Raw genomic sequence first — 23388 nt, forward strand, 5'->3', positions numbered from 1 at the left:
GCCCCTTGCGTGCGTGGCGCTGCGCGGCGGCTACAGGCCCTGCCAGGCGGGCTTGGCCGCGTAGGTGGCGCGGAAGTACGGCGCGAGCTTGAGCTTGGACGCCGCGGCCTCGTCCACGACCACCGTGGCGTGCGGGTGCAGCTGCAGCGCGGAGGCGGGCACCACCGCGGCCACCGGCCCCTCGACGGTCTGCGCGACCGCCTCGGCCTTCCCCTCACCGGTCGCCAGCAGCACCAGGTGCCGGGCCTCCAGGATGGTGCCGATGCCCTGCGTGATCACGTGGTGCGGGACCTGGTCGATGTCGCCGTCGAAGAACCGGGCGTTGTCCAGCCGGGTCTGCTCGGTGAGCGTCTTGATCCGGGTCCGCGAGGCCAGCGACGAGCAGGGCTCGTTGAACCCGATGTGGCCGTCGGTGCCGATGCCGAGCAGCTGGATGTCCACCCCGCCGGCCTCGGCCAGCGCGCGGTCGTACGCCTGGCAGGCGCCCACCAGGTCCTCGGCGGTGCCGTCCGGGCCCATGAACGAGTCCGTGGACAGCCCCAGCGGCTCGACGACCTGGCGCAGCACCACCGAGCGGTACGACTCCGGGTGCCCGCCGGGCAGGCCCACGTACTCGTCGAGCTGGCACACGCGGGCACGGGACGCGTCCACCGCGCCCGACGCGACCTTGGCGGCGAGCGCCTGGTAGATGGGCACCGGGGTCGAACCGGTCGCCACGCCCAGCAGGGCGTCGGGCTTGCGGCGCAGCAGCGCGGCCATCGCCTCGGCGATGAGTTCACCGCCTGCGGTGGCGTCCGGGACGATGACAACTTCCACTCTGGGCCTGCCGTTCTGGAGAGGTGAGGGTGGCGTCCGATGCCTGGATCATCTGATCATGTGGTATAGACCAATCTAGCAGAGCAGGGCCGCCGCTTGTCGTGCGGGCCGCCGCCTCCTGTGGTCGACTTGGGAGGTCGGCGTCCGGAGGGAGGCGGTGGAGGTGTCGCACACCGTGACGCCTGCCGTACCGCGCAGGGGCGAGCCGGGGTGGATCATGTCCGGCGAGATCGCCGAGCAGCCCGAGGTGCTGCGCCGGCTGCTGGACGAGGGGGCGCCGCGGATCCGCGAGACCGCCCGGCGGATCGCCGAGAAGAAGCCGCGGTTCGTGCTGCTGAGCGCCCGCGGCACCTCCGACCACGCGGCGCTCTACGCCAAGTACCTGATCGAGGTCGAGCTGGGCCTGCCGTGCGGGCTCACCTCGATGTCCACCACCACCGCCTACGGCGCCACGCCGCACCTGGAGGACGTGCTGGTCATCACGGTCAGCCAGTCCGGGGGCTCGCCGGACCTCGGTGCTTCGGCCACGGCCGCGGCCGAGGCGGGAGCGATCACCCTGGCGGTGACCAACAACCCCGACTCACCGCTCGCGGAGATCGCGCAGTTCCACATCGACCTGCTGGCAGGCCCCGAGAAGGCGCTGCCGGCCACCAAGACGTACACCGCCGAGCTGATGGCGCTCTACCTGTTCGTGCAGGGCCTGCGCGGCGACGACGGCTCGGCCGCGGCCGTGGTGCCCGAACTGGCCGCCGAGGTGCTGGACCGCGGCGACGAGGTGCGGCACCTGGCCGGCCGCTACCGGTTCGCCGAGCGCATGGTGATCACGTCGCGCGGCTACGGCTACCCGACCGCCAAGGAGGCCGCCCTCAAGCTGATGGAGACCAGCTACATCCCGGCGCTCGCCTACTCCGGCGCGGACCTTCTGCACGGGCCGCTGGCCATGGTCGACAACATCTCCCCGGTCATCGCGATCGTCACCGAGGGCCGCGGCGGCCAGGCCCTGCAGCCCGTCCTCGACCGCCTGCGCGGGCGCGGCGCCGACCTCGTGGTGGTCGGCCCCGCCTCCCAGGTCCAGACCGCCTCCGGCGGCTTCGCCCTCCCCACCGGCCGCCTCCCCGAATCCCTCCAGCCCCTCCTGGAGATCCTCCCCCTCCAAAAACTCGCCTACGAAGTAGCCATCGCCCGCGGCCAGGACCCTGACGCCCCCCGGGCCCTGTCAAAGGTGACGGAGACGCACTGATTTTTTTGCCGGCCTCTCGCCTCCGGGCCCTTAGACCCGGTGTCTGCCGGTCGATCGTGCTCGGCCCGCTCGTTCCTCACGGGCCTGCGCGCGTTCTTCCTCCAGACACCGGCGGGCCCTTTGGCTCGATGCCTACACCGGCGTACCCGGGAGAACCACTGCGGGCCCATGGGGCACCCCAGACAGCTGGTCCAGGGTCGCCCTGACAGCGAACCCGGGAGGATCAGTGAGTGTGATGCCTCACCCGTTTTTGTAGCGCCCGAGCCAAAGGGCCCGCCGCTGTCGAAAGGGAGAACGCGCGGAGTCCCGCGAGGTACGAGCGGGTCGAGCACGATCGACCGTCGACAGTGGGTCTAAGGGCCCGGAGGCGAGGGCGCGGCAAAAAAAGGGGGGGCAAAAACTACGGGCCGCGGTGCCGGGAGAGGACCCTCAACCTCTCCAGCACCGCAGCCCGGAGCTGCCGCCGGCGCCGTGGCCGGTGGGGTGTGCGGTCCCCACGGGCCCGATAGGGCCGACCTGAGAGGCGCGGCGTAGTCAGGGCAGAGAACGCCTTGCCTCGGTCCGCGCTCCTGTGCGGGGAGCGCGGAGGTCTCACTAGCGATTGTGGACTAGACCATTCGCCCTTGTCCATGGGTTCGCCACGGATTCCGTCCGGGAATTCCCCGCGCCGGGCCGGCGCCAAACGCCCCGCCGCACCCGCGTCGGGGCGGACGGTACGCTCGCAGCGTGCCCTCCATGAACGACCTCGTACGCGAGCACACGGCCCTCGACGACTCCGACCTCGAATGGTTGCACCTGCTCGTCTCGGAGTGGCAGCTGCTCTCCGACCTGTCCTTCGCCGATCTGGTGCTGTGGGTCCCGACCCGGGACGGCACGCGCTACGTCTCGGTCGCGCAGATGCGGCCGAACACCGGCCCGACCTCGTACCAGGACGACATGGTCGGCCACCTGGTGCCGCGCGGGCGGCGGCCGCTGCTGGACGCCGCCCTGGACGAGGGCCGGATCGTGCGCGAGGGCGACCCGGAGTGGCGCGAGGAGGTGCCGGTGCGGGTCGAGTCGATCCCGGTGCGGCGCGAGGGCCGGGTGCTGGGCGTGATCGCCCGCAACACCAACCTGCTGACCGTCCGCACCCCCAGCCGGCTGGAGCTCACGTATCTGCAGAGCGCCTCGGACCTGGCGCAGATGATCGCCGCCGGCACGTTCCCGTTCCCGGCCGAGCAGGTCGACATGGACGCCTCGCCGCGCGCCGGTGACGGGCTGATCAGGCTGGACGCGGACGGCATCGTCCAGTACGCGAGCCCCAACGCGCTCTCCGCCTACCACCGGCTGGGCCTGGCCGCCGACCTGGTCGGCCACCAGCTGGGCAAGACCACGGCCGAACTCGCCCCGGAGCGCGGCCCGGTGGACGAGGCGCTGGTGAAGCTGGCCAGCGGCTGGGCGCCGCGGGAGTTCGAGGTCGAGGGCGGCGACGGCGTCATCCAGCTGCGGGCGATCCCGCTCAGCCCCAAGGGCGTCCGCACCGGCTCGCTGGTCCTGCTCCGGGACGTCACCGAACTGCGGCGCCGCGAGCGGGAGTTGATCACCAAGGACGCCACCATCCGGGAGATCCACCACCGGGTGAAGAACAACCTGCAGACCGTCGCCGCGCTGCTGCGGCTGCAGGCCCGCCGGATGGACTCCGACCGGGCCAGGGAGGCGCTGGAGGAGGCGGTCCGCCGGGTCGGCTCGATCGCCATCGTGCACGAGACGCTGTCCCAAACACTGGACGAGAGCGTGGAGTTCGACGAGATCGCGGACCGCGTGCTGGCGATGGTGGCGGAGATCTCACCCGGCCGGGTGGCCACCCGCCGCTCGGGCCGGTTCGGCGTGCTCACCGCGGAGGTCGCGACCCCGCTGTCCATGGTGCTCACCGAGCTGCTGCAGAACGCCCTCGAACACGGCTTCGGCCAGGACGAGTCGGGGACCGTGGAGGTCGGCGTGGTGCGCGGCCGCGACTGCGTCACGGTCACCGTCCAGGACGACGGCCGCGGCCTGCCCGAGGGGTTCGACGCCCAGCAGGCCGGCAACCTGGGCCTGCAGATCGTGCGCACGCTGGTGGTGGGGGAGTTGGGCGGCACCTTCGACATGGTGCCGGCGCCCGGGCGCGGCACCCGCGTGGTCCTCGAACTGCCGGTCTGAGCCGCCGCCGCGGCGGACCGCCAACCGGGCGGCGCCGGCGGGGGAGAAGCAGCAAAGAGCCCCCGCACCGTCCGGTGCGGGGGCTTCTCGTGATGCTGCTTGCTGCGCGTATGGCAGGTGCTGCGCGCTGCGGCTCGGGGGGAAGCCTGGTGTCAGGCGCTGGCGTTGCGGGCCCGGTTGCGGGCGGCGCGGCGCTTCATTGCGCGGCGCTCGTCCTCGCTGAGGCCACCCCAGACGCCGGCGTCCTGGCCGCTTTCCAGCGCCCACTGGAGGCACTGGTCCATGACGGGGCAGCGGCGGCAGACGGCCTTGGCTTCCTCGATCTGCAGCAGCGCAGGACCGGTGTTGCCGATGGGGAAGAAGAGCTCGGGGTCTTCCTCGCGGCAAACGGCGCGGTGACGCCAGTCCATGGCTGCTCCAACTCCTTGTGTGACAAGCACGTTGCTTGTGAATGTGAACGCTTTCACGAATCCCTTCACAGGGAACGGGACGCCCCCCGGCCTTCGCCGGTGCGGTCCCGCGGTGTGAAGTGGAGGATTCGGGCTCTCAAGGGGGGCCTCTGTGCGGCCCGTCCCGATCGCCAGTTAGAGGTTCGCAAACCTCGGCTGGAGATACAACCCCTTCCGGCAACTTTTTTTGGAATCCACGGTGTCGCCTCGGTCACAGCCCTACTTCCAAGGGGTGCGGGCCAGCCTAAACGTTCGAGTAAAAGGACTTTAGGCTCTTCGACTTACACAATCACACGCAGTGCCCGGCGTACGCCTGTGAAGGTCGCACTCGTACGCAGTCCCAGATGGTCACCGTCCACCTGGAAGGGCAGCGGCGCCTGCGATTGCAAGGTGAAGTCGGTCAGATCGTGCAGCGTCAGGGTGTGCTTCCCGTGCGGTCCCCGCTCCGGGGTGGACCGGAGCAACTGTGCCGCGTAGCGGGTGCCGGTCAGCGCCGACATTCGCGTGATCCCCAGCACATCGAGTGCCGTGTCGAACGACGCTTCGGGTGAGGCGTACACCGGGCGGTTGCCCAGGTAGGTCCAGGGGGAGGTGTTGCAGATTATCGCCGTCGTCAGTCCGGGCAGCTCCTCGTCGTCCGGGCGCCGCAGGGTTATCGGGCCGCGCCGGCGGTGCGGGTCGGCGAAGAACTGGCGGGCGACCTGGCGCAGGTACAGCGCGTGCGTCGAACGCTTGCCCAACTCCCTTTGCTGCTCGACCCGTCCGACCACCCCCGCGTCGAACCCCAGGCCCGCGCAGAAGGTGAACCAGCGCGCCGGGACGCCCTCGTCCTCGGTGCCGGGGGTGCCCTCGACGAGCCCCAGCCCCACGGTCCGGGAGGAGCCGGCGCGGAGCGCGTCCAGCAGTGCGCCGGTCGCCTCCACCGCGTCGTTCGGCAGGCCGAGCGCCCGGGCGAAGACATTGGTGGACCCGCCGGGGACCACCGCGAGCCGCGGCAGTGTGTCCGGGTCGGGTCCGTGGTGCAGCAGCCCGTTGACGATCTCGTTGACCGTGCCGTCGCCGCCGAGCGAGACCACCAGCTCGGTCTCGCCGCCCTCGACCGCCCGCCGCGCCAGGTCCCTCGCGTGCCCCCGGTACTGGGTGGTGGCCACGTCCAGCTTCAGATCGCTGGACAGCGCGGTGCTGATCACGTCGCGGACCCGTGCGCTGGTGGTGGTGGCGGCAGGGTTGACCACGAGAAGAGCACGCATGGTCGACAGCGTACCCAGCGTGATTCCGGCCGGGCTACGCTGAACGGTGTGAGCCAGACCCCGAAGCGCCCGTCACCCGGCACCACCCAGCAGGCCGAGCCCGCCGGCCCGCCGCCCCTGCGGCTGACCCTGGCCGCCGCCATCGCCGGCGTCGAGGGGCTCGCGGTGGCCGCCTGGGGCGTGATCATGTGCTTCACCGGCGGCGCCAACGCGGTGCTCGCCGGGCTGCTGGTGCTGGTGCTGGCGGCGCTGCCGCTGGGCGCCGCGTACGGCCTGCGCAAGGCCCGCAGGTGGAGCCGCGGCCCCGCGCTCATCATGCAGCTGCTGTCGCTGCCCGTCGCCTGGACGATGCTCAAGAGCGACGGCGGGGTGATCGCGGGCGGAGCGGTGCTGGGCGTGCTGGCGATCGCCGGGCTGGTCCTGCTGGTCCACCCGGCGACCACCGACGCCCTCGGCATCCGCCGCACCGCCTGATCCGCGGGCCGGGCCGGCCGCACGTTCTCACACCCCGCGCACGGGATCCTCACGCCTCCCGCACGGGGAGGCGGCTCACTCCTCGATCAGCAGCTTGTCCCGGAGCTGCGCCAGGGTGCGCGCCAGCAGGCGGGAGACGTGCATCTGGGAGATGCCGACCTCCTGCGCGATCTGCGACTGGGTCATGTTGCCGAAGAACCGCAGCAGCAGGATGGTCTTCTCCCGCGGCGGCAGCTGCTCCAGCAGCGGCTTGAGCGACTCCCGGTACTCCACGCCCTCCAGCGCCTCGTCCTCGGAGCCGAGGGTGTCGGCGACGGCCGGCGACTCGTCGTCGGTGTCGGGCACGTCGAGGGAGAGCGTGCTGTAGGCGTTGGCGGACTCCAGCCCCTCCAGCACCTCCTCCTCGGAGATCTTCAGGTGCTCGGCCAGCTCGTGCACGGTCGGCGCCCGGCCGTGCCGCTGGGACAGCTCGCCGGTGGCCGTGGTCAGCGCCAGCCGCAGCTCCTGGAGCCGGCGCGGGACGCGCACCGCCCAGCCCTTGTCCCGGAAGTGGCGCTTGATCTCGCCGACCACGGTCGGCGTGGCGTAGGTGGAGAACTCCACGCCGCGCTCGACGTCGAAACGGTCGACGGACTTGATCAGGCCGATGGTGGCGACCTGCGTGAGGTCGTCCAGCGGCTCCCCGCGGTTGCGGAACCGCCGGGCGAGGTGCTCGACCAGCGGCAGGTGCATCCGCACCAGCTGGTTGCGCAGCTCGGCGCGCTCCGGCGAGCCCTCGGGGAGCTTGCTCAGCTCGACGAACAGCGCGCGGGCACCGGACCGGTCGTGCGGGTCGTGCGGGTCCCCCGCCCCGGCCTGACCGGTGCTCTTCACGTGCTCGTGCTGATCCATCGGGCCTGCCTGCTCCGCCGTGTCCGTCACGTCCATCCGGTCCTCACGGGCCTGCTCGCGAGTGCGTTCACGGGCCTGCCCGCCCGGGTCGGGGTGCGGCAGTGCCGCGTGCCGCGGCCCGGGCCCCTCGGGGTCCGGGTGCTGAGCGGGCACGGAGGCGCGTCCGCGTGCCGCGGGCGCCTGGTGCTCCGCGGGCGTACCCGGGTCTCCTGGCCTCACCACGACGGCCTCACGACAGCCCTGGTACGGCGCCGCGCTTCTTGTGCAGGGCGATGCTGACCGTCTTGTCCTCGGCCACGGTGGAGTCCACCTCGCCGGCCAGTGCGGACAGCACCGTCCAGGCGAAGGTGTCCCGCTCCGGAGCCCGGCCGTCGGTGGTCGGGGCCGAGACGGTGACCCACAGGGAGTCGCCGACCAGCCGGAACACGCAGCTCAGCACGGATCCGGGAACGGCCTGCTGCAGCAGGATCGCGCAGGCCTCGTCGACCGCGATCCGCAGGTCCTCGATCTCGTCGAGGGTGAAGTCCAGCCGTGCCGCGAGTCCGGCCGTGGCCGTACGCAGCACCGACAGATACGCCCCTGCCGCGGGCAGCCGGACCTCGACGAAGTCCTTCGACCCGGGCTCGCCTGCGATCTGGGACACCCACACCTCCAAGGTGGCACACGGTGATTGCTCTGGTTCGCAGTGACGCTATCGTGCTCGGTCCATCGGTGTCGCCCGGACGGAGCATGGGCGGCATCCGCTTCTGTCACCCATGGTAAGCGCATGGGTACGGACGGTGGGTAGTGATCCCAGGTCTCAATTCGCATGCGAAATCGCCCGGTTGTACGGACCGGCCCCCGTACGGGGGGCCGCCTCCGCGCGGGGGGCGGCCTGGGCGGCCAGCGCCTGCAGCGCGGGACCGGCCAGCCGCTGCACCGTCCACTCGTCCTGCGGCCGTGCGCCGATCGCCCGGTAGACGGCCAGCGCCTTCTCGTTCCAGTCCAGTACCGACCACTCGAAGCGGGACCAGCCGCGCTCGACGCAGATCGCCGCGAGGGCGGCCAGCAGCGCCTTGCCGTGCCCCGCGCCGCGGGCCTCGGGCAGCACGAACAGGTCCTCCAGGTAGAGGCCGGGGGTGCCGGTCCAGGTGGAGAAGTTGCGGAACCACAGGGCGAAGCCCACCGCCTCGCCGCTCTCCTCGTCCTCCGCGATCAGCACGTGCGCCGCCGGGTCGGCGCCGAACAGCGCCTCCTGGAGTTGCTCGGGCGTGGCCCTGGCCTCCTCCAACGCCCGTTCGTAGGCGGCGAGTCGGCGGATCAGGTCATGGATGACCGGCAGGTCGGCGGGGATCGCGGCGCGGATCATGTCCCCCAGGTTACGGGTGGCAGGTGTGACGTGCGTAAAGCTGCCGGTCGGTTCAGCCGGTGATGACCGCGGCGACCCGCGTACCGGGGGCGAACGCGCCCTCCCGGGCCAGCGCCGCCACGCCGTACAGCATCTTCGCCACGTACACCCGGTCCACCGGCAGGCCGTGCCGCTCGGTGAAGGCGTCCGCGAAGCGTTCCAGGTCAGGAGTGGTGCGGGCGTAGCCGCCGTGAGGGAAGCGGTCCTCGACGCGCCAGCGGCCGCGGCGGCCGCCGAACGCGGCGTGCTGGAGCCGGGCGACCTCCGCGTCCAGGAAGGCGCCGCCGCGCAGCACCGCGACACCGAGGGCCTCGGCGCCGGCCGGCAGCCCGGCGGCCAGGCCGGCGAGGGTGCCGCCGGTGCCGCAGGCCACGGCCGCCACGTCCGCGGCGCCGGCCAGCTCCCGGCCGAGATCCGCGCAGCCGCGGGCGGCGAGCGCGTTGGAGCCGCCTTCGGGCAGCACGTACGCCGGGCCGTGGCGGTCGAGCAGCGCGGCCAGCACCTCCGGCTCGGCCTTGCGGCGGTAGGTGGCGCGGTCCGTGAACTCCAGCCGCATGCCGTCGGCGGCGGCCGCGGCCAGCGACGGGTTGAGGGGGCGGCCGGCCAGTTCCTCGCCGCGCACGACGCCGACCGTGGCGAAGCCGCACAGCCGGCCGGCCGCGGCGGTCGCCCGCAGGTGGTTGGAGTAGGCGCCGCCGAAGGTGAGCAGGGTGCGGTGGCCGGCCGCGGCCGCGGCGTCCAGGTTGAGCCGCAGCTTGCGGTACTTGTTGCCGACCAGCTGCGGATGGATGAGGTCGTCCCGCTTCAGCAGCAGCCGCACGCCGTACCGGCCCAGCTCGGGGTCCTCGACCTCGACCAGCGGCGAGGGCAGCCGGACGGCCGGCGGCGCCACGGCGGGGCAGGGCGCGGGGGTGCCCCTGCCGGAGGCGGGGGGAGGGTCAGCGGCGGCCACGGCTTCATTGTCACCCGTGCCGGTGACAGTGCGGCCGGGAGGACCTCAGGCCCGCGGATGACCGCAGAGCGACCGGATTTCGTCGCACCCGGTCCCATGAGGGCCCTTCCCGGTGCATCCTTCTCCCGTGCAGGAAAACGTCCCGGGACCTGCGGGGCCCACACCACGGATCGCCACTGCGGCCAGTGACGCGGGAGACGCGCTCACCGCGACGGTGCGCGGGCTGCTGCCCTCGCTCACTCCGGCCGCGGCCAGGATCGCCTCGCTGATCGTCGACGACCCGGCGCAGGTCGCGCGCAGCACGATCTCCGAGCTGAGCGCGCTGGCCGGCACGAGCGAGTCGTCCATCGTGCGCACCGCGCGGGCGCTGGGCTTCGCCGGCTACCCCGAACTGCGGCTTGCGCTGGCCGCGTCGGCCGCCCGGCAGGCGCCGCGCTCCACGCTGAGTTCCGGCATCACGCCGGAGGACTCGGCGGCCGAGGTGATCGCCAAGCTGGTGCACACCGAGTCCCAGGCGGTGCTGGAGACGGCCACGCAGCTCGATCCCGAGCAGCTGACGGGCGCGGTCAAGGCGGTGTGCGAGGGCGGGCAGCTGCACATCGCGGGGGTCGGCGCGTCCGGCCTGGTGGCCCAGGACCTCCAGCAGAAGCTGGCGCGGATCGGCCGGCCCTGCCACGCGCACGGGGACTCGCAGTCGGCGCTGACCAGCGCGGTGCTGCTGGGCGAGGGCGACGTGTTCCTCGCGGTGTCGCACTCCGGCGAGAGCCGCGACGTGCTCGAACCGCTGCGCCGGGCCGCCGCGGAGGGCGCGACGACGGTGGTGATCACCAACCACCCGCTGTCGACGGCGGCCAAGCTCGCCGACTTCGTGCTGGTGTCGGCCGGCCGCGAGACCACCTTCCGGCCCGGCGCGATGGCCAGCCGGATCAGCCAGCTCGTCGTGGTGGACTGCCTGTTCGTATGCGTGGCGCAGCGCACGTTCGACACGTCGAGCCGTGCGCTGCGCATCACGCACCAGGCGCTGGAGAGCGACCGGGCGCACTAGGCCGAAACGGCCTGCGGTCAGGGCTGGACCACGTCCACGTCGTCGGCGTTCACGAACGCGATCCGGTGGTTGTAGACGATCTCGTAGACCTTGGTCTTGCCGATGAAGTCGTGCTGGTCGTACGGCGCGGAACCGTCGTAGTAGATCGCGAAGTACGAGTCGGTGTTCACCGCGGGACCCGAGGCCACGTACGACTGCCCGGCCGGGATGCTGTAGAGCGTGCGGGCCACCTGCGCGCGCGGCGCGCCGCCCTCGAAGGCCACGAAGTCCGGCGGATAGACGGACGCCTCCGGGTAGGCGGTGGTGTACACCGGGATCGAGGTGCGGCCGGCCTTGGGCACGATCCGCTCGGCCTTCACCGGCACGGTCGCCGGGTGCTGCGCCGAGTCCTGCAGCCACGCCTCCTTGCCGCCCCACCAGATCGCGGTCCAGCCCGGCTTGCGCTCGGCCACCACGTACTGCTCGCCGGCCGGCGCCTTGTCGCCCCAGTCGTTCATGGCGTTCGTGCCGGCCGAGCCGTCCTTGTGCAGGTACGGGTCGGAGACCAGCGGGGCGCCGGTGCTGGGCGCGGTGTACAGCGGCACGAAGCTCGCCGGCGCGGCGGGCGCGGTGACCGGGCAGTCGAAGCTGCGGTAGGGGCCGGGGAACTGCTTGTAGCCCTGGACGTCGTCGCAGTACGTCGTGGTCTGCAGGTTGTTCCGGTAGCCCGGCTTGATGGCCACGACGTCGCTGCCCTGCGGCGCGCTCGCCTGGATCGGGGCGCCGAGCAGGTCGAAGAAGTGCTCCCAGTCCCAGCCCGGTCCCGGGTCCCAGTGCTGGGTGGCCACGCCGCTCTCGGTGGTGCCGGGCACGTTGTCGTGGCCGAGGATGTGGGCGCGGTCCAGCGGGATGTCGTACTTCGCGGAGAGGTACTTCACCAGCGCGGCCGTCGAGCGGTACAGGTTCTCGCTGAACCAGCTGGCGCCGTGGGTGGCCCAGGCCTCCTGCTCGATGCCGATGGAGTGCTGGTAGAAGGACCGGTTGCCGCTGTCCCAGGCGATGTCCTTGGTCGGGATCATCTGGGTGACATGGCCGTCCTGCGAGCGCACCACGTAGTGCGCGCCGGCCGCGTACGTCGGGTCGCGGAACAGGTCCAGCGTGCCGTCGTACGTCTCGTCGGTGGTGTGCAGCGTGATGTAGCGGATGTCCAGACCGCCGTTGGGGCGGTCGGCCAGGTCGTGGCTGCCGTAGTCCGCGAGGTCCGACGGGTCCAGCAGGGTGTAGGCGCCCGGGACGACGTCGCAGTCCAGCGACTTGGGGCACTCGGGCTTGGCGCTGCTCGCGGGCGGGGTGACGTCCTTCAGGCCGAGCTTCCTGACGTCGTTCCGGTTCGGGTGCAGGCCCGCGGTGGGCGCGAGGGTGATGCGCTGGCCGTCCTGGGTGGTGCGGGAGGCGCCGGTGCGCAGGGTGTCCCACACGACGTCGGCGAAGGCCTGGGCGACCTTGTCCTCGGTGGGCTGGCCGTAGCGGGCGACGGCCGCGTACCAGCCGTCGGTGTCCCTGGGCAGCTTGCCGTGGCCGTAGCCGCGGGCGTAGGAGGCCAGGAGCGCGGCACCGGCCCGGATGTTCTGCGCCTCGTCGGTGGTGACCGCCGTCAGGTCGGTGCCGGCCAGCGCCGCGGCGGCCGCCGCGGTGTGCTCGGCCGGGGCCTTCAACAGGTCGGCGTAGCGCGGCGACTGGGTGGTCAGGCCGTCGGCGTCGAGTTCCTTCGCCGTGAGGTCGGTGAGGTTCATCGGGCCGTAGCCCGCCTCGGCGTTCTCCTGGCCGGCGTGCGCTTCCCAGCGGGTCTCGTTGTACGACAGTGCCTCGAGGACGGGCAGCGGGACGCCGAACTCCTTCGCGGCGGCGGTGAACTCGGCCTGCCGCGTGCTCTGCGGATCGTCGGCGTGGGCGGTGACGGCCCCGGCGGCGGTCAGCGACAGCCCGGCCAGCAGCGACAGGGCCGCGGCCAGGGTCATGGTTCTGCGATGTCTGAACGGGCGGTGCATCCAGGCTCCTTGCGTTGCCAGTGCGGTTCCTCGATCACGGTTGCGCACAAGTGCTGGCCGCAGCCTGGCGATTGGTGTTGGCAGAAAGCAACCGTTCGCACGTAAGTCATGGAACTTTTTGCCAACCGGAAGCAAGGGGCCGGGAGGTGAGGGTCCGGAACGTCCCGGGTCGGGAAGGCGCGGTGCCGGGATCCGGCCGGGTCCGGAACGAAAGAGTCCCCGTCCACCGGCACGGGGGGACCGGTGGACGGGGACCTCTGCGGCCGGACGGGGGACCCGGCGCTATGTAAGAGGGACGGAGGGGGGTCAGGTGTGACATGTACCGGCGTGTGCCGTGCGTCACACCTCTCCGGTCAGATCCTGGCGACGCCCTCCGCGCGGGCCGCGGCGGCCACCGCGGCGGTGACCGCGGGCGCCACCCGCGGGTCGAACGGGGACGGGATCACGCAGGTGGGCGACAACTCGTCGGCGACGACCGCGGCGAGCGCCTCGGCGGCGGCCAGCTTCATGCCCTCGGTGATGGCGGAGGCCCGGACCTGGAGCGCGCCGGCGAAGATGCCCGGGAAGGCCAGCACGTTGTTGATCTGGTTGGGGAAGTCGCTGCGGCCGGTGGCGACCACCGCCGCGTACTTGTGCGCCACGTCCGGGTGGATCTCCGGGGTGGGGTTGGCCATCGCGAAGACGAAGGCGCCCTCGGCCATAGCGGCCACCGCCTCCTCGGCCACCGTCCCGCCGGAGACGCCGATGAAGACGTCGGCGCCGGCCAGCGCGTCCTCCAGGGAGCCGGTCAGGCCGGTGGAGTTGGTGAACGACGCCAGTTCCCGCTTGACCGGGTTGAGGTCGTCGCGGCCGGCGTGCACCACGCCCTTGCGGTCGCTGACCGCGACGTCGCCGATGCCGGCCTCGACGAGGATCCTGGCGATGGCGACCCCGGCCGCCCCGGCACCGGAGATGACCGCGCGCAGCGAGCCGAGTCGGCGCCCGGTCAGCAGGCAGGCGTTGCGGAGCGCGGCGAGCGTCACCACGGCCGTGCCGTGCTGGTCGTCGTGGAACACCGGGATGTCCAGCCGCTCCTTGAGCCGCTCCTCGATCTCGAAGCAGCGCGGCGCGGAGATGTCCTCCAGGTTCACCCCGCCGAAGGACGGCGCCAGCCGGACCACGGTCTCCACGATCTCGTCGACCTCGGTGCAGGCGAGCGCGATGGGCACCGCGTCGACCCCGCCGAACTGCTTGAACAGGATCGCCTTGCCCTCCATCACCGGCAGCGACGCCTCCGGGCCGATGTCGCCCAGGCCCAGCACCGCGGTGCCGTCCGTGACGACCGCGACCACCTGCGACTTCCAGGTGTAGTCGTGGACCAGTTCGGGCTTGTTCGCGATGGCCGTGCACACCTCGGCGACCCCGGGCGTGTACGCCAGCGACAGGTCGTCGGCGTTGCGCACCGGAACCGTGGACGCGACCTCCATCTTGCCGCCGCGGTGCAGGGCGAAGACCGGATCGATGGGAAACGCGCCCTGGGACGGCTGTTCGGTGTCGGTCCGGGGATTGACGATCTCCGCTGCCACTTTTTGACCCCTTTGTCGGAATTGATGAGGGAGAATACTCCTCGCGATGAGCGGAGGAGGTGGGCTCGGCGTCCGTGCCGCCAGGAACGATCGACCGTGGCGGAAGCCGGAAGCCGGGCGCGCCGCACGCACGCCGTGGGCCCCGGATGAGGGGTGAAGGACCCGTTCTACCGGAAAGGGGATTCCGGTGACGAGTGAAATGCGATCGGAGAAGACCGATCCGAAGGTGGCCCCATCGCGGTCCGGCCTTGGTGTACCGGCCCGATGGGTGCCCGGGGATCGCCCGTTATCCGATTTTGACACAACCAGAACCCTGACTGCGGCTGTCCGGATGGCAAGATGCACAGATCACACAGGGTGGCGGTGCTCGAAGTCGCGCGCCGTGGCCCCTGCACCCACCACCCCACATTCCGCAGGAGGACACCGCGATGACCGCACGTACCCCCCGGCGATCCGCCGCCTTCTCCCGTCTCAGCGCGGTCGCCGCCCTTGCCGTTGCCGGCACCCTGGTCCTCGCCGGGTGCGGCGACCAGACGAAGAAGGACAGCGGCTCCGACACGGGGAGCAGCGCGGCGCCGAGCGGTTCCGCCTCCGCCACCAGCGCCAAGGCCCCGCTCTTCGACAAGCTGCCGAAGAAGTACCAGGACTCCGGTGTGATCAAGGTCGGTACCGACGCCTCGTACGCTCCGATGGAGCAGACCCAGAACGGCCAGATCGTCGGCATCGACCCGGACATCGCGCAGGCGCTGTCCAAGCAGCTCGGCGTGAAGTTCCAGTTCACCAACGGCCAGTTCGACGGCCTGATCACCTCGCTGTACACCGGCCGCGAGGACGTGGCGATGTCGGCCATGAGCGACACCAAGGCGCGTCAGCAGGGCCTGGACGACAAGGGCAAGAAGGTCGGCAAGGGCGTCGACTTCGTCGACTACTACATGTCCGGTTCCTCCCTTCTGGTGAAGAAGGGCAACCCCAAGGGCGTCAAGGCGCTCGCCGACCTGTGCGGCCAGACGGTCGCCGTGCAGCGCGGCACGATCTACGAGGACGCCTTCAAGAAGCAGAAGACGGCCTGCGGTTCGAAGGGCCTGACCATCCAGGCGTTCGACACCGACTCCGAGGCGCAGACCCGCGTCAAGGCCGGCGGCGCGGTCGCCGACCTCAACGACACGCCGGTCGCCGCGTACATCGCGCAGAAGTCCGGCAACGGCAACGACTTCGAGATCGCCGGCGACCCGGCCGACGCCGGCCCGTTCGGCATCGCCACCGACAAGAGCAACTCCCAGCTGCGCGACGCCCTGAAGGCCGCCATGGACGCGATCATCGCCGACGGGTCGTACGCCCAGGTCCTGCAGAAGTGGAACGCCTCCAGCGGGGCCATCAAGACGGTGACCGTCAACGGCGGATCCTGACCGGCCGGCAGTGGTGAAGGGCAGTCGCCGTGACTGAAGTGACCGACACGTTCGACAAGGGACCCGCCGTCACCGGGTCCCCCTACGAGGCGATCCGGGCCGTGCCGGTACGCCACTACGGCCGCTGGATCAGTGCGGTCGTGGTGGTGGCGCTGCTGGTGTGGCTCGGCTACGCGTTCTCGCAGGGCAACATCCTGTGGGGCACGGTCGGGGACAAGCTCTTCGACCGCACCGTGATGCAGGGTGCCTGGCACACCATCCTGATCTCGGTCTGCGCGATGGCCATGGGCCTGGTCCTGGGGGTGGTCTTCGCGGTCATGCGGCTGTCGAAGAACCCGGTGACCAGCGCGGTGTCCTGGCTGTACATCTGGTTCTTCCGCGGCACCCCGGTGTACGTGCAGCTGCTCATGTGGTTCAACCTCTCGTTGATCTTCCCGGTGATCAACCTGATGCCGCTGTACAAGAACGACACCGTCGCGGTGATGACGCCGTTCGTGGCCGCCCTGCTGGGCCTCGGCCTCAACGAGGGCGCCTACATGGCCGAGATCGTCCGGGCCGGCGTGCAGTCGGTGGACTACGGCCAGACCGAGGCGGCGCACGCACTCGGCATGACCGGGCCGCGCACCATGTGGCGGATCGTGCTGCCGCAGGCGATGCGGGTGATCATCCCGCCGACCGGCAACGAGTTCATCAACATGCTGAAGACCTCGTCGCTGGTGTCGGTGGTGCAGTACACCGAGCTGTTGCGGGCCACCTCCAACATCGGCAGCGACACCACGGCGATCATGGAGATGTACTTCGTGGCGTCGATCTGGTACCTCGTGCTGACCAGCGTGTTCAGCATCGGCCAGTACTACGTGGAGCGCCGCTTCGCCCGCGGCTCGCAGCGGTCGCTGCCGCTCACCCCGTGGCAGAAGGTCCGGGCGAACCTGACCACCCTGCGCCGACCGAAGGTGGCCTGAACCGATGAGTGTCCAGCCGATGGTGAAGGCGGAAGCCGTTCACAAGTCCTTCGGGGCCGCGCACATCCTCAAGGGCGTCGACCTGGAGGTCGCGCCCCGCGAGGTGTTCTGCCTGATCGGCCCGTCCGGGTCGGGCAAGTCCACGTTCCTGCGCTGCATCAACCACCTGGAGAAGATCAACGCCGGCCGGCTGTGGGTCGACGGCGAGCTGGTCGGCTACCGGCAGCGCGGCGACCGGCTGTACGAGCTGAAGGACCGCGAGGTCGCGGCCAAGCGCCGCGACATCGGGATGGTCTTCCAGCGGTTCAACCTCTTCCCGCACATGACCGCGGTGGAGAACGTCATGGAGGGCCCGGTCCAGGTCAAGCGGGAGTCCAGGGCGGTCGCCCGGGAGCGCGCGAAGGCCCTGCTGGACCGGGTCGGCCTGGCCGACAAGGCGGACAACTACCCGTCCCAGCTGTCCGGCGGCCAGCAGCAGCGGGTGGCCATCGCCCGTGCGCTGGCCATGGAGCCCAAGCTGATGCTCTTCGACGAGCCGACGTCGGCGCTCGACCCGGAGCTGGTCGGCGACGTGCTGGACGTGATGCGCGGTCTCGCCGAGGACGGCATGACGATGATCGTCGTGACGCACGAGATGGGGTTCGCCCGCGAGGTGGGCGACGCACTGGTGTTCATGGACGACGGCATGGTCGTGGAGTCCGGGCACCCGCGGGACGTCCTGCTCAAGCCGCAGCACGAGCGCACGAAGTCCTTCCTATCAAAGGTACTGTGACAGGTCGTCAGGTAACAAGGGGGTGCGGGCGCGGAGCCCGTACCCCCTCCTGCCGTGCCGTGCGGGTGGCCCGCTCAGCGCAGCGCCAGGACCATGGCGTCGGACGGGGAGCTCCACACCGTGCGGGCCTCGGCGAACCCGGCGTCCCGCAGGGCGGCGGCGTGCCACGCCGCGGACGGGGTGTCGCCGTCGGCGTGCTCGCCGTAGATCCGGAACCGCTCGGCGGTCGGCTCGGCGAGGACCGGGTCGGCGGCGGCCAGCTGCCACCAGGCCGCCCAGTCGAGCACGCCGGCGGCCTTCTCCCGGTCCATCCGGGCGTGCCGCAGGGCGCGTTCGGCCGCGTTGATCCGCGGGGTGGACGGGTCCGGCATGTGGTCGGCGTTGAGGAACACCCCGCCCGGGCGCACCAGGGCGGCCAGCTGCCCGTACAGCGCCCGCAGCGCGTCGGAGTGCAGCCAGTGCAGGGCGGTGGCGGTGAGCACCGCGTCGTAGCCGTCGTGGGGCAGGAGGGCCGGCCAGCCGGGGTCCTTGAGGTCGGCGGTGACCAGGGCGACCCGCGGATCGTCCGCGAAGTACCCGCCGGCGATGGCGAGCAGCGCCGGGTCGAGGTCGACGCCGGTGCTGGCCGCCTCGGGGAGCCGGGCGAGCAGCCGGTCGGTGATACTTCCGGTACCGCAGGCGAGGTCCAGCACCCTGGGCGCGCTGCCGGCGGTGGCCTCGACCATGTCGAGCATCACCCGGAAGCGCTCCTCCCGGTCGGGCATGTACCACTCCTGCTGGCGGTCCCAGCTGCGCTGCCAGGCGCGCCAGTCGGTCGCGGGCACCGTCGATCCCATCGAACGCTCCGATCTGTAATACCCTGTAAGCACGTTCAGTCATTACCGAGCCTAGACCGTGTGTCGTAAGGACTGCAAGTGGAACTGGCCTATTACGCGGACTACGCCGTGCGTCTCGTCAACAGCGAGGAGCCCGAGCGCGGTACCGATTCCCTGACCTCGCTGGAGGCCGCGCGCGAGCTGTTCGGCTCCAGCACGCATCTGGCCGCCCGCGCGGCGGAGGCCGACGTCGCGCGGCTGCGCACGGTGCGCACGCGGCTGCGCGGGGTCTTCGAGGCCGCCGACGAGGGCGACGAGGTCCGGGCGGTGGACCTGCTGAACGCGCTGATGCTGGAGTTCCCGGTCAGCCCGCAGATCTCCGGGCACGACCACCTGGACGACGCCACCGGCCGCCCCGACTGGCACATGCACCTGGCCGACCACTCGGCCACCGCGGGTGCCGCCTACTCGGCCATCGCCTGCATGGGCCTGGCCTTCCAGCTCGCCACGCTCGGCGTGGACCGGCTGGGCATCTGTGAGGCGGCACCGTGCCGCAACGCCTACGTCGACACATCGACAAACCGATCGCGCAGGTACTGCTCCGACCGCTGTGCGACCCGCGCGAACGTCGCGGCCTACCGGGCCCGCAAGCGCCTGGAGAACGAACGGTCGGCGCGCAGCGGCCGTACGCAGGACGCCGCCCAGGAGGCCAGCGAGGCCACCCCGGTCAGCGAGCGCTGAACCTTCTGCGCCGGCCGGAACCGGCCGCGGGCGCGCGCCAGCACCAGGTCGTCCGGCACCGTGCCGAACTCCCGGCTGTCGTTCTCCACGAACGCGTTGTCGCCCATCACCCACCAGCCGCCGTCACGCCGCTCCACGGCGCGCTTGACGATCAGCAGGTCCTGCTGCAGCGGGTGCCGCAGCACCACCACATCTCCCTCGCGTACCAGCTCGGCACCGCTGCTGACCTTCTGGATCAGCAGCCAGTCCCCGTGCAGCAACGTGGGTGCCATCGATGGACCGGTGACCTCGACAACTTGCCACGACAGCCTGCCGGCCCCCTGCTCCCGCATCCTCCGCCTCCTGGCTCGTTCCTCCACCGCCCCCAGGGTGACACCAGACTTTTGGCCTAAGCCACCTGGGGCACCCGAGAAAACGACTCCTCCAGGGAGTAATGTCCCACCTGAAAGACGATCACGAGGAAGGACAGCCATGTTCACTCGCCTGTTCGCGCCCAAGGTCAAGGTCAGCGCCCACTGCGACCTGCCCTGCGGCGTGTACGACCCGGCCCAGGCCCGCATCGAGGCCGAGTCCGTCAAGGCGGTCCAGGAGAAGTACCAGGCCAACGAGGACGCGGACTTCCGCACCCGGGCCGTGCTCATCAAGGAGCAGCGCGCGGAGCTGGCCAAGCACCACGTCTCGGTGCTGTGGAGCGACTACTTCAAGGCCCCGCACTTCGAGAAGTACCCGCAGCTGCACCAGCTGGTCAACGACACCCTGAAGGCGCTCAGCGCCGCCAAGGCGTCCAACGACCCGGCGACCGGTCAGAAGGCTCTGGACCTGATCGCCGAGATCGACAAGATCTTCTGGGAGACCAAGAAGGCCTGACCCGGCCTGAACCGGTCCTGCACGGGTCCTGTACCCGTCCTCGAGCCGCCCCACGGTGCGACCGCACCGGGGGCGGCTTCGTGGTTCCGGTGCGGGTGACGCGCGGTGCGGGTCACATCACGGGGCGGTTTCGCGGGGGCCGCGTCGGTCGTAGGGTCGGGCCATGTTTGCTGTCTACGCCGCGCGCATCGATGCCGAGCAACCTCTGAACGGGCTGGAGTCGGGGGAGCGGCCGGCGCCGCGCGCCCGGGACGGCTGGTCCACCGTCACGGTGAAGGCGGCCTCGCTGAACCACCACGACCTGTGGTCCCTCAAGGGCGTCGGCCTGGGCGAGGAGAGCCTGCCGATGATCCTGGGCTGCGACGCGGCCGGGATCGACGAGGACGGCAACGAGGTGGTGCTGCACTCGGTCATCGGCCAGAGCGGCCACGGCGTCGGGCCGGACGAGAAGCGGTCCATCCTGACCGAGCTCTACCAGGGCACGTTCGCCGAGCAGGTGACGGTGCCCACCTGGAACCTGCTGCCCAAGCCGAAGGAGCTCAGCTTCGAGGAGGCGGCCTGCCTGCCCACCGCGTGGCTGACCGCGTACCGGATGCTGTTCACCAACGCCGGTGTGCGGCCCGGCGATTCGGTGCTGGTGCAGGGCGCGGGCGGGGGCGTCGCCACCGCCGCGATCGTGCTCGCCCGGGCCGGCGGCCTGCGGGTCTACGCCACCAGCCGCGACGCGGCCAAGCGCAAGCGGGCCGAAGAGCTGGGCGCGCACGGCGTGTTCGAGCCCGGCGCGCGGCTGCCCGAGCGGGTGGACGCGGTGATCGAGACGGTGGGCGCGGCCACCTGGTCGCACTCCGTCAAGTCGCTGCGGCCCGGCGGCACCCTGGTGATCTCCGGCGCGACCAGCGGCCCCAACCCGCGCTCCGCCGAGCTGACCCGGATCTTCTTCCTCGAACTCAAGGTGGTCGGCTCCACCATGGGCGGCAAGGACGAACTGCAGGACCTGCTGTCCTTCTGCGCGGTCACCGGCGTGCGCCCGGTCATCGACTCGGTGCTGCCGCTGGACCGGGCTCGCGAGGGCTTCGAACACCTCGCCGCGGGCGAGGTGTTCGGCAAGATCGTGCTGACGCCGTGACGCCGTGACGCCGTGACGCCGTGACGCCGTGACGCCGTGACGCCGTGACGCGGCCCTGAGGCGGGCGCGGGCCGGCGGGGAGCCCCGCGCCCCGGGGCTCAGCCCTCGGGGCGCCGGCCGCCGTGCAGGGCCGCCGTGATGTGGGCCGCCGCCGACGACAGGTGGCGGCGCACCTCGCGCAGCTGCCCGTCGCTGACGCCGCGGTCCCGGGCCGTGTCCCGGACGTCGTCCCGGAAGCGGTCCAGCAGCCGCTCCAGGTCCCGCAGCGGGTTCTCCGAGACGGGTGCCTCGTCCACGGCCTCGCCGGCGTCCTCGTCCGCCTCGGCCTCCGCAGGGGCCTCACCGGACGTGTCGCCGGCGTCCTTCGCCGGGGGGACCGGGCCGGTCGCCTGGCCCCACGGCGTGGTGGGCACGTTCATGCCGCCCCCCATGCCGCCGCCCCAGCCGTGGCCGCCACCGAACTGGCCCAGCTCGCGGGTGAGTTCGGCCAGCCCCTCGCGCAGCCCCGCCTGCCAGTCGCCGGCCCTGCTGTGCGACTGCACCTGCTCCTGCACCTGCTTGGCGATGCGCTGCACCTCCTCGCGGGCGCTGTCCATCGCGTCGCGGGCCGCCTTGGCCTGGCGGCGGGCGTCGCGGGCCTCCTCCTTGGCGCGGCGGCTCTCCTCCTTCGCCCGGTGGGCCTGCTCCTTCCACTGCTGCCGCTGGGCGCGATCGGCGCCGACCTGGGCCGCGTGGGCCTGCTGGGCGGCTGCCTGGACCTCGCGGCGCAGGTCGCCCGCGGCACCGCGGACGTCCTCGCGGATCTCCGCGGCCAGCGCCGACACCGACTCGCGGATCTCGGCCTCCAGCCCGGCGATCTCGTCCGCGCGCTCGGCCAGTTCGGCGCGGCCGGCGTCGGTGAGGGAGTAGACCTTGCGGCCGCCCTCGGTGGAGTGGGTGACCAGGCCCTCCTTCTCCAGCTTGGCCAGCCGCGGGTAGACCGTGCCGGCCGAGGGCGCGTACAGGCCCTGGAAGCGCTCCTCCAGCAGCCGGATCACCTCGTAGCCGTGGCGCGGCGACTCGTCGAGCAGCTTGAGCAGGTAGAGCCGGAGCCGGCCGTGGGCGAAGACGGGGGCCATGTCAGGCGTCCTTCCGCAGCGAGTGGCCGTCGGCCGGGAGATCCTCCAGGGGTGGCCTGCGCAGCAGGGCGAGCGCCCCGGAGACGGTGGTGGCCCGCAGCCGTGCGCTGCCCTGGCCGATCCGGCCGCTGATCCGCTTGGGGCCCCAGCCGGACACCTGGAGTTCGTCGAAGGCGCAGGAGACGCGGCCGCTGGTGGTGCTGGCGTCGACGTCGGCGTCGCCCGGCTCGGGGATGCGGATGGCGATCTCGCCGGAGACCGTCGTCAGCTGGACGTCCGCGCCGGCCGAGGGGTCCAGGTCCAGCACCATGTTGCCGCTCACCGAGTCGGCCTTGACCTCGGGACCGCTGCCCTCCACCACGGTGAGGTCGCCGGAGACGGTGCCGAAGACCAGCTCACCGGAGAGCGACTGGGCCTCGACGCTGCCGGACACCGTGCTGGCCCGCACCGGGCCGGTGAGCCCGACCAGGGTGCTGTCGCCGTGGACGCCCTGCACGGTGGTGGACCCGGACAGTCCGGAGACCACCGCACTGGCGCCGACCACGCCCACCTCGACGCGGGTGTGCTCGGGGACGGCCAGCGAGATCACCGCATGCCGCTTCCAGCCCTTGCGGTCGAGCCACTTCAGCAGGCCCTTCCACGGCAGGTCCTCGTAGGTGACGGTGAGCTCCGAGCCCTTGAGCCGGACCTTCAGCGGCGGGCCCTCGATCTCGGTGACCTCCACCCGGGCCGGGCCCGAGTCGGTGCCGACCACGTTGACGGCGCCGTTGACGATCCTCACGTTGAGGGCGTCCACGGTCTCGTCGAACACGAAGGTCTCGGGACCGGTGACGGTCCGCTCCGCCGTGCCGCTCATACTGCCCCTCCGGGTGCTCGCGAACGCAACATATCGCGTTCTCCAAGGAGACACGATATATCGCGTGACGCGTAAGTCAAGCGGTCGTCCGCCTGTCGAGCCGCTCACCGACGCACCCACCGACGCGCCCACCGCGGCGCCCGACGGGCCGGCCGCTCACTCCTCGTCCTCGTCGTCCAGCCGGGCCAGCCAGGTGGCCAGCCGCTCCACCGGGATCTCGAACTCGGGGTTGAGGTCGACGAACTCGCGCAGCCGGTCGGCGAGCCATTCGAGGCTGACCTCCTCCTCGCCGCGCCGGTCGGCCAGCTCCTCGATGCCGCGGTCGGTGAAGTACACGGTGTGCTCCGGAGGGGTGTCATAGGGGGATGGACGGGGACATGGGGGTGAGACGGGGCGCCCGTACGGCCCGGGGCCCCGTACCGCGACGGTACGGGGCCCCGGGCGGGGTGCC

The 23388-nt window shown here is 71.7% G+C and carries 24 protein-coding genes; 10 read left to right on the forward strand and 14 right to left on the reverse strand.

The window, feature by feature from the left end:
* Positions 1-30: 30 nt before the first annotated feature.
* A complete protein-coding gene (gene nagB / locus ACH4TG_RS10020) occupies positions 31-816 on the reverse strand; it encodes a glucosamine-6-phosphate deaminase (RefSeq protein ID WP_398241707.1) in 786 nt (261 codons plus the stop codon).
* A gap of 217 nt (positions 817-1033) precedes the next feature.
* Here nagB and ACH4TG_RS10025 point away from each other — a divergent pair, with 217 nt between their 5' ends.
* Positions 1034-2056, forward strand: a complete 1023-nt coding sequence (locus tag ACH4TG_RS10025; protein WP_398242113.1) for an SIS domain-containing protein — start codon at positions 1034-1036, stop codon at positions 2054-2056.
* A gap of 735 nt (positions 2057-2791) precedes the next feature.
* Positions 2792-4234: a sensor histidine kinase gene (locus ACH4TG_RS10030; protein ID WP_398241708.1), complete on the forward strand. Its 1443-nt coding sequence runs from the start codon at positions 2792-2794 to the stop codon at positions 4232-4234.
* 152 nt (positions 4235-4386) lie between these two features.
* Here the strand turns inward: ACH4TG_RS10030 and ACH4TG_RS10035 are convergent, their stop codons facing one another.
* Together ACH4TG_RS10035 and ACH4TG_RS10040 are read right to left on the reverse strand one after the other, a co-directional pair.
* Entirely contained in the window at positions 4387-4644 is a 258-nt protein-coding gene (locus tag ACH4TG_RS10035; protein WP_037913060.1) for a WhiB family transcriptional regulator, read from the reverse strand.
* A 320-nt stretch (positions 4645-4964) separates the two neighbouring features.
* A complete protein-coding gene (locus tag ACH4TG_RS10040) occupies positions 4965-5933 on the reverse strand; it encodes a diacylglycerol/lipid kinase family protein (protein WP_398241709.1) in 969 nt (322 codons plus the stop codon).
* Between the two features lie 48 nt (positions 5934-5981).
* On the opposite strand from ACH4TG_RS10040, the gene ACH4TG_RS10045 reads away from it, so the two are divergent.
* Entirely contained in the window at positions 5982-6407 is a 426-nt protein-coding gene (locus tag ACH4TG_RS10045) for a hypothetical protein (RefSeq protein ID WP_398241710.1), read from the forward strand.
* Positions 6408-6482: 75 nt separating this feature from the next.
* Here the strand turns inward: ACH4TG_RS10045 and ACH4TG_RS10050 are convergent, their stop codons facing one another.
* The 4 genes from ACH4TG_RS10050 to ACH4TG_RS10065 all read right to left on the reverse strand — a co-directional run bounded on the left by ACH4TG_RS10050 (position 6483) and on the right by ACH4TG_RS10065 (position 9577).
* Positions 6483-7520: an RNA polymerase sigma factor SigF gene (locus tag ACH4TG_RS10050; RefSeq protein ID WP_398241711.1), complete on the reverse strand. Its 1038-nt coding sequence runs from the start codon at positions 7518-7520 to the stop codon at positions 6483-6485.
* A gap of 7 nt (positions 7521-7527) precedes the next feature.
* Positions 7528-7941, reverse strand: coding sequence for an anti-sigma regulatory factor (locus ACH4TG_RS10055; protein WP_222967773.1), 414 nt, complete (start codon positions 7939-7941; stop codon positions 7528-7530).
* A 156-nt stretch (positions 7942-8097) separates the two neighbouring features.
* Positions 8098-8646 (reverse strand): GNAT family N-acetyltransferase, encoded by a 549-nt coding sequence (locus tag ACH4TG_RS10060; RefSeq protein WP_398241712.1) that lies wholly within the window; start codon positions 8644-8646, stop codon positions 8098-8100.
* Between the two features lie 52 nt (positions 8647-8698).
* A complete protein-coding gene (locus tag ACH4TG_RS10065; protein ID WP_398242114.1) occupies positions 8699-9577 on the reverse strand; it encodes a 1-aminocyclopropane-1-carboxylate deaminase/D-cysteine desulfhydrase in 879 nt (292 codons plus the stop codon).
* 187 nt (positions 9578-9764) lie between these two features.
* Between ACH4TG_RS10065 and ACH4TG_RS10070 the strand changes: the two genes are divergently transcribed.
* Complete coding sequence (locus ACH4TG_RS10070) at positions 9765-10682, forward strand: MurR/RpiR family transcriptional regulator (protein ID WP_398241713.1); 918 nt, start codon at positions 9765-9767, stop codon at positions 10680-10682.
* A 17-nt stretch (positions 10683-10699) separates the two neighbouring features.
* Here ACH4TG_RS10070 and ACH4TG_RS10075 read toward each other — a convergent pair whose 3' ends face one another.
* Both ACH4TG_RS10075 and ACH4TG_RS10080 read right to left on the reverse strand, forming a co-directional pair.
* Positions 10700-12679, reverse strand: coding sequence for an N-acetylmuramoyl-L-alanine amidase (locus ACH4TG_RS10075; RefSeq protein ID WP_398241714.1), 1980 nt, complete (start codon positions 12677-12679; stop codon positions 10700-10702).
* A 383-nt stretch (positions 12680-13062) separates the two neighbouring features.
* Positions 13063-14274, reverse strand: a complete 1212-nt coding sequence (locus tag ACH4TG_RS10080; protein WP_398241715.1) for an NADP-dependent malic enzyme — start codon at positions 14272-14274, stop codon at positions 13063-13065.
* 428 nt (positions 14275-14702) lie between these two features.
* On the opposite strand from ACH4TG_RS10080, the gene ACH4TG_RS10085 reads away from it, so the two are divergent.
* The 3 genes from ACH4TG_RS10085 to ACH4TG_RS10095 are packed head-to-tail and all read left to right on the forward strand — an operon-like array spanning position 14703 to position 17414.
* Positions 14703-15680 (forward strand): ABC transporter substrate-binding protein, encoded by a 978-nt coding sequence (locus ACH4TG_RS10085; protein ID WP_398241716.1) that lies wholly within the window; start codon positions 14703-14705, stop codon positions 15678-15680.
* Between the two features lie 38 nt (positions 15681-15718).
* Positions 15719-16642, forward strand: coding sequence for an amino acid ABC transporter permease (locus ACH4TG_RS10090; protein ID WP_398242115.1), 924 nt, complete (start codon positions 15719-15721; stop codon positions 16640-16642).
* Between the two features lie 19 nt (positions 16643-16661).
* The gene (locus ACH4TG_RS10095) at positions 16662-17414 is read left to right on the forward strand and encodes an amino acid ABC transporter ATP-binding protein (RefSeq protein ID WP_398242116.1); all 753 of its coding nucleotides are present in this window, start codon (positions 16662-16664) and stop codon (positions 17412-17414) included.
* 74 nt (positions 17415-17488) lie between these two features.
* Here ACH4TG_RS10095 and ACH4TG_RS10100 read toward each other — a convergent pair whose 3' ends face one another.
* The gene (locus tag ACH4TG_RS10100; RefSeq protein WP_398241717.1) at positions 17489-18250 is read right to left on the reverse strand and encodes a class I SAM-dependent methyltransferase; all 762 of its coding nucleotides are present in this window, start codon (positions 18248-18250) and stop codon (positions 17489-17491) included.
* Between the two features lie 78 nt (positions 18251-18328).
* On the opposite strand from ACH4TG_RS10100, the gene ACH4TG_RS10105 reads away from it, so the two are divergent.
* Positions 18329-18970 carry a CGNR zinc finger domain-containing protein gene (locus ACH4TG_RS10105; protein WP_398241718.1) on the forward strand — a complete coding sequence of 214 codons (642 nt, stop codon included), beginning with the start codon at positions 18329-18331 and terminating at the stop codon, positions 18968-18970.
* Here the strand turns inward: ACH4TG_RS10105 and sodX are convergent.
* On the reverse strand, positions 18865-19302 hold the full coding sequence (gene sodX / locus ACH4TG_RS10110) for a nickel-type superoxide dismutase maturation protease (RefSeq protein ID WP_398241719.1): 438 nt from the start codon (positions 19300-19302) through the stop codon (positions 18865-18867). The genes ACH4TG_RS10105 and sodX overlap by 106 nt on opposite strands.
* Positions 19303-19441: 139 nt before the next feature.
* Here sodX and sodN point away from each other — a divergent pair, with 139 nt between their 5' ends.
* Both sodN and ACH4TG_RS10120 read left to right on the forward strand, forming a co-directional pair.
* Positions 19442-19837, forward strand: a complete 396-nt coding sequence (gene sodN / locus ACH4TG_RS10115; protein WP_069465350.1) for a superoxide dismutase, Ni — start codon at positions 19442-19444, stop codon at positions 19835-19837.
* A gap of 163 nt (positions 19838-20000) precedes the next feature.
* Positions 20001-20963 carry a zinc-binding dehydrogenase gene (locus ACH4TG_RS10120; protein WP_398241720.1) on the forward strand — a complete coding sequence of 321 codons (963 nt, stop codon included), beginning with the start codon at positions 20001-20003 and terminating at the stop codon, positions 20961-20963.
* Between the two features lie 98 nt (positions 20964-21061).
* On the opposite strand, the gene ACH4TG_RS10125 is transcribed toward ACH4TG_RS10120, so the two are convergent.
* The 3 genes from ACH4TG_RS10125 to ACH4TG_RS10135 all read right to left on the reverse strand — a co-directional run bounded on the left by ACH4TG_RS10125 (position 21062) and on the right by ACH4TG_RS10135 (position 23273).
* The gene (locus tag ACH4TG_RS10125) at positions 21062-22081 is read right to left on the reverse strand and encodes a helix-turn-helix transcriptional regulator (protein WP_398241721.1); all 1020 of its coding nucleotides are present in this window, start codon (positions 22079-22081) and stop codon (positions 21062-21064) included.
* A 1-nt stretch (position 22082) separates the two neighbouring features.
* Positions 22083-22937, reverse strand: a complete 855-nt coding sequence (locus tag ACH4TG_RS10130; protein ID WP_398241722.1) for a DUF4097 family beta strand repeat-containing protein — start codon at positions 22935-22937, stop codon at positions 22083-22085.
* A 156-nt stretch (positions 22938-23093) separates the two neighbouring features.
* Complete coding sequence (locus ACH4TG_RS10135) at positions 23094-23273, reverse strand: DUF6104 family protein (protein WP_398241723.1); 180 nt, start codon at positions 23271-23273, stop codon at positions 23094-23096.
* Positions 23274-23388 lie beyond the last annotated feature (115 nt).

Origin of the sequence: Streptomyces sp. NPDC020917 (genome assembly GCF_044333795.1) — a bacterium.
Taxonomy (GTDB): domain Bacteria; phylum Actinomycetota; class Actinomycetes; order Streptomycetales; family Streptomycetaceae; genus Actinacidiphila.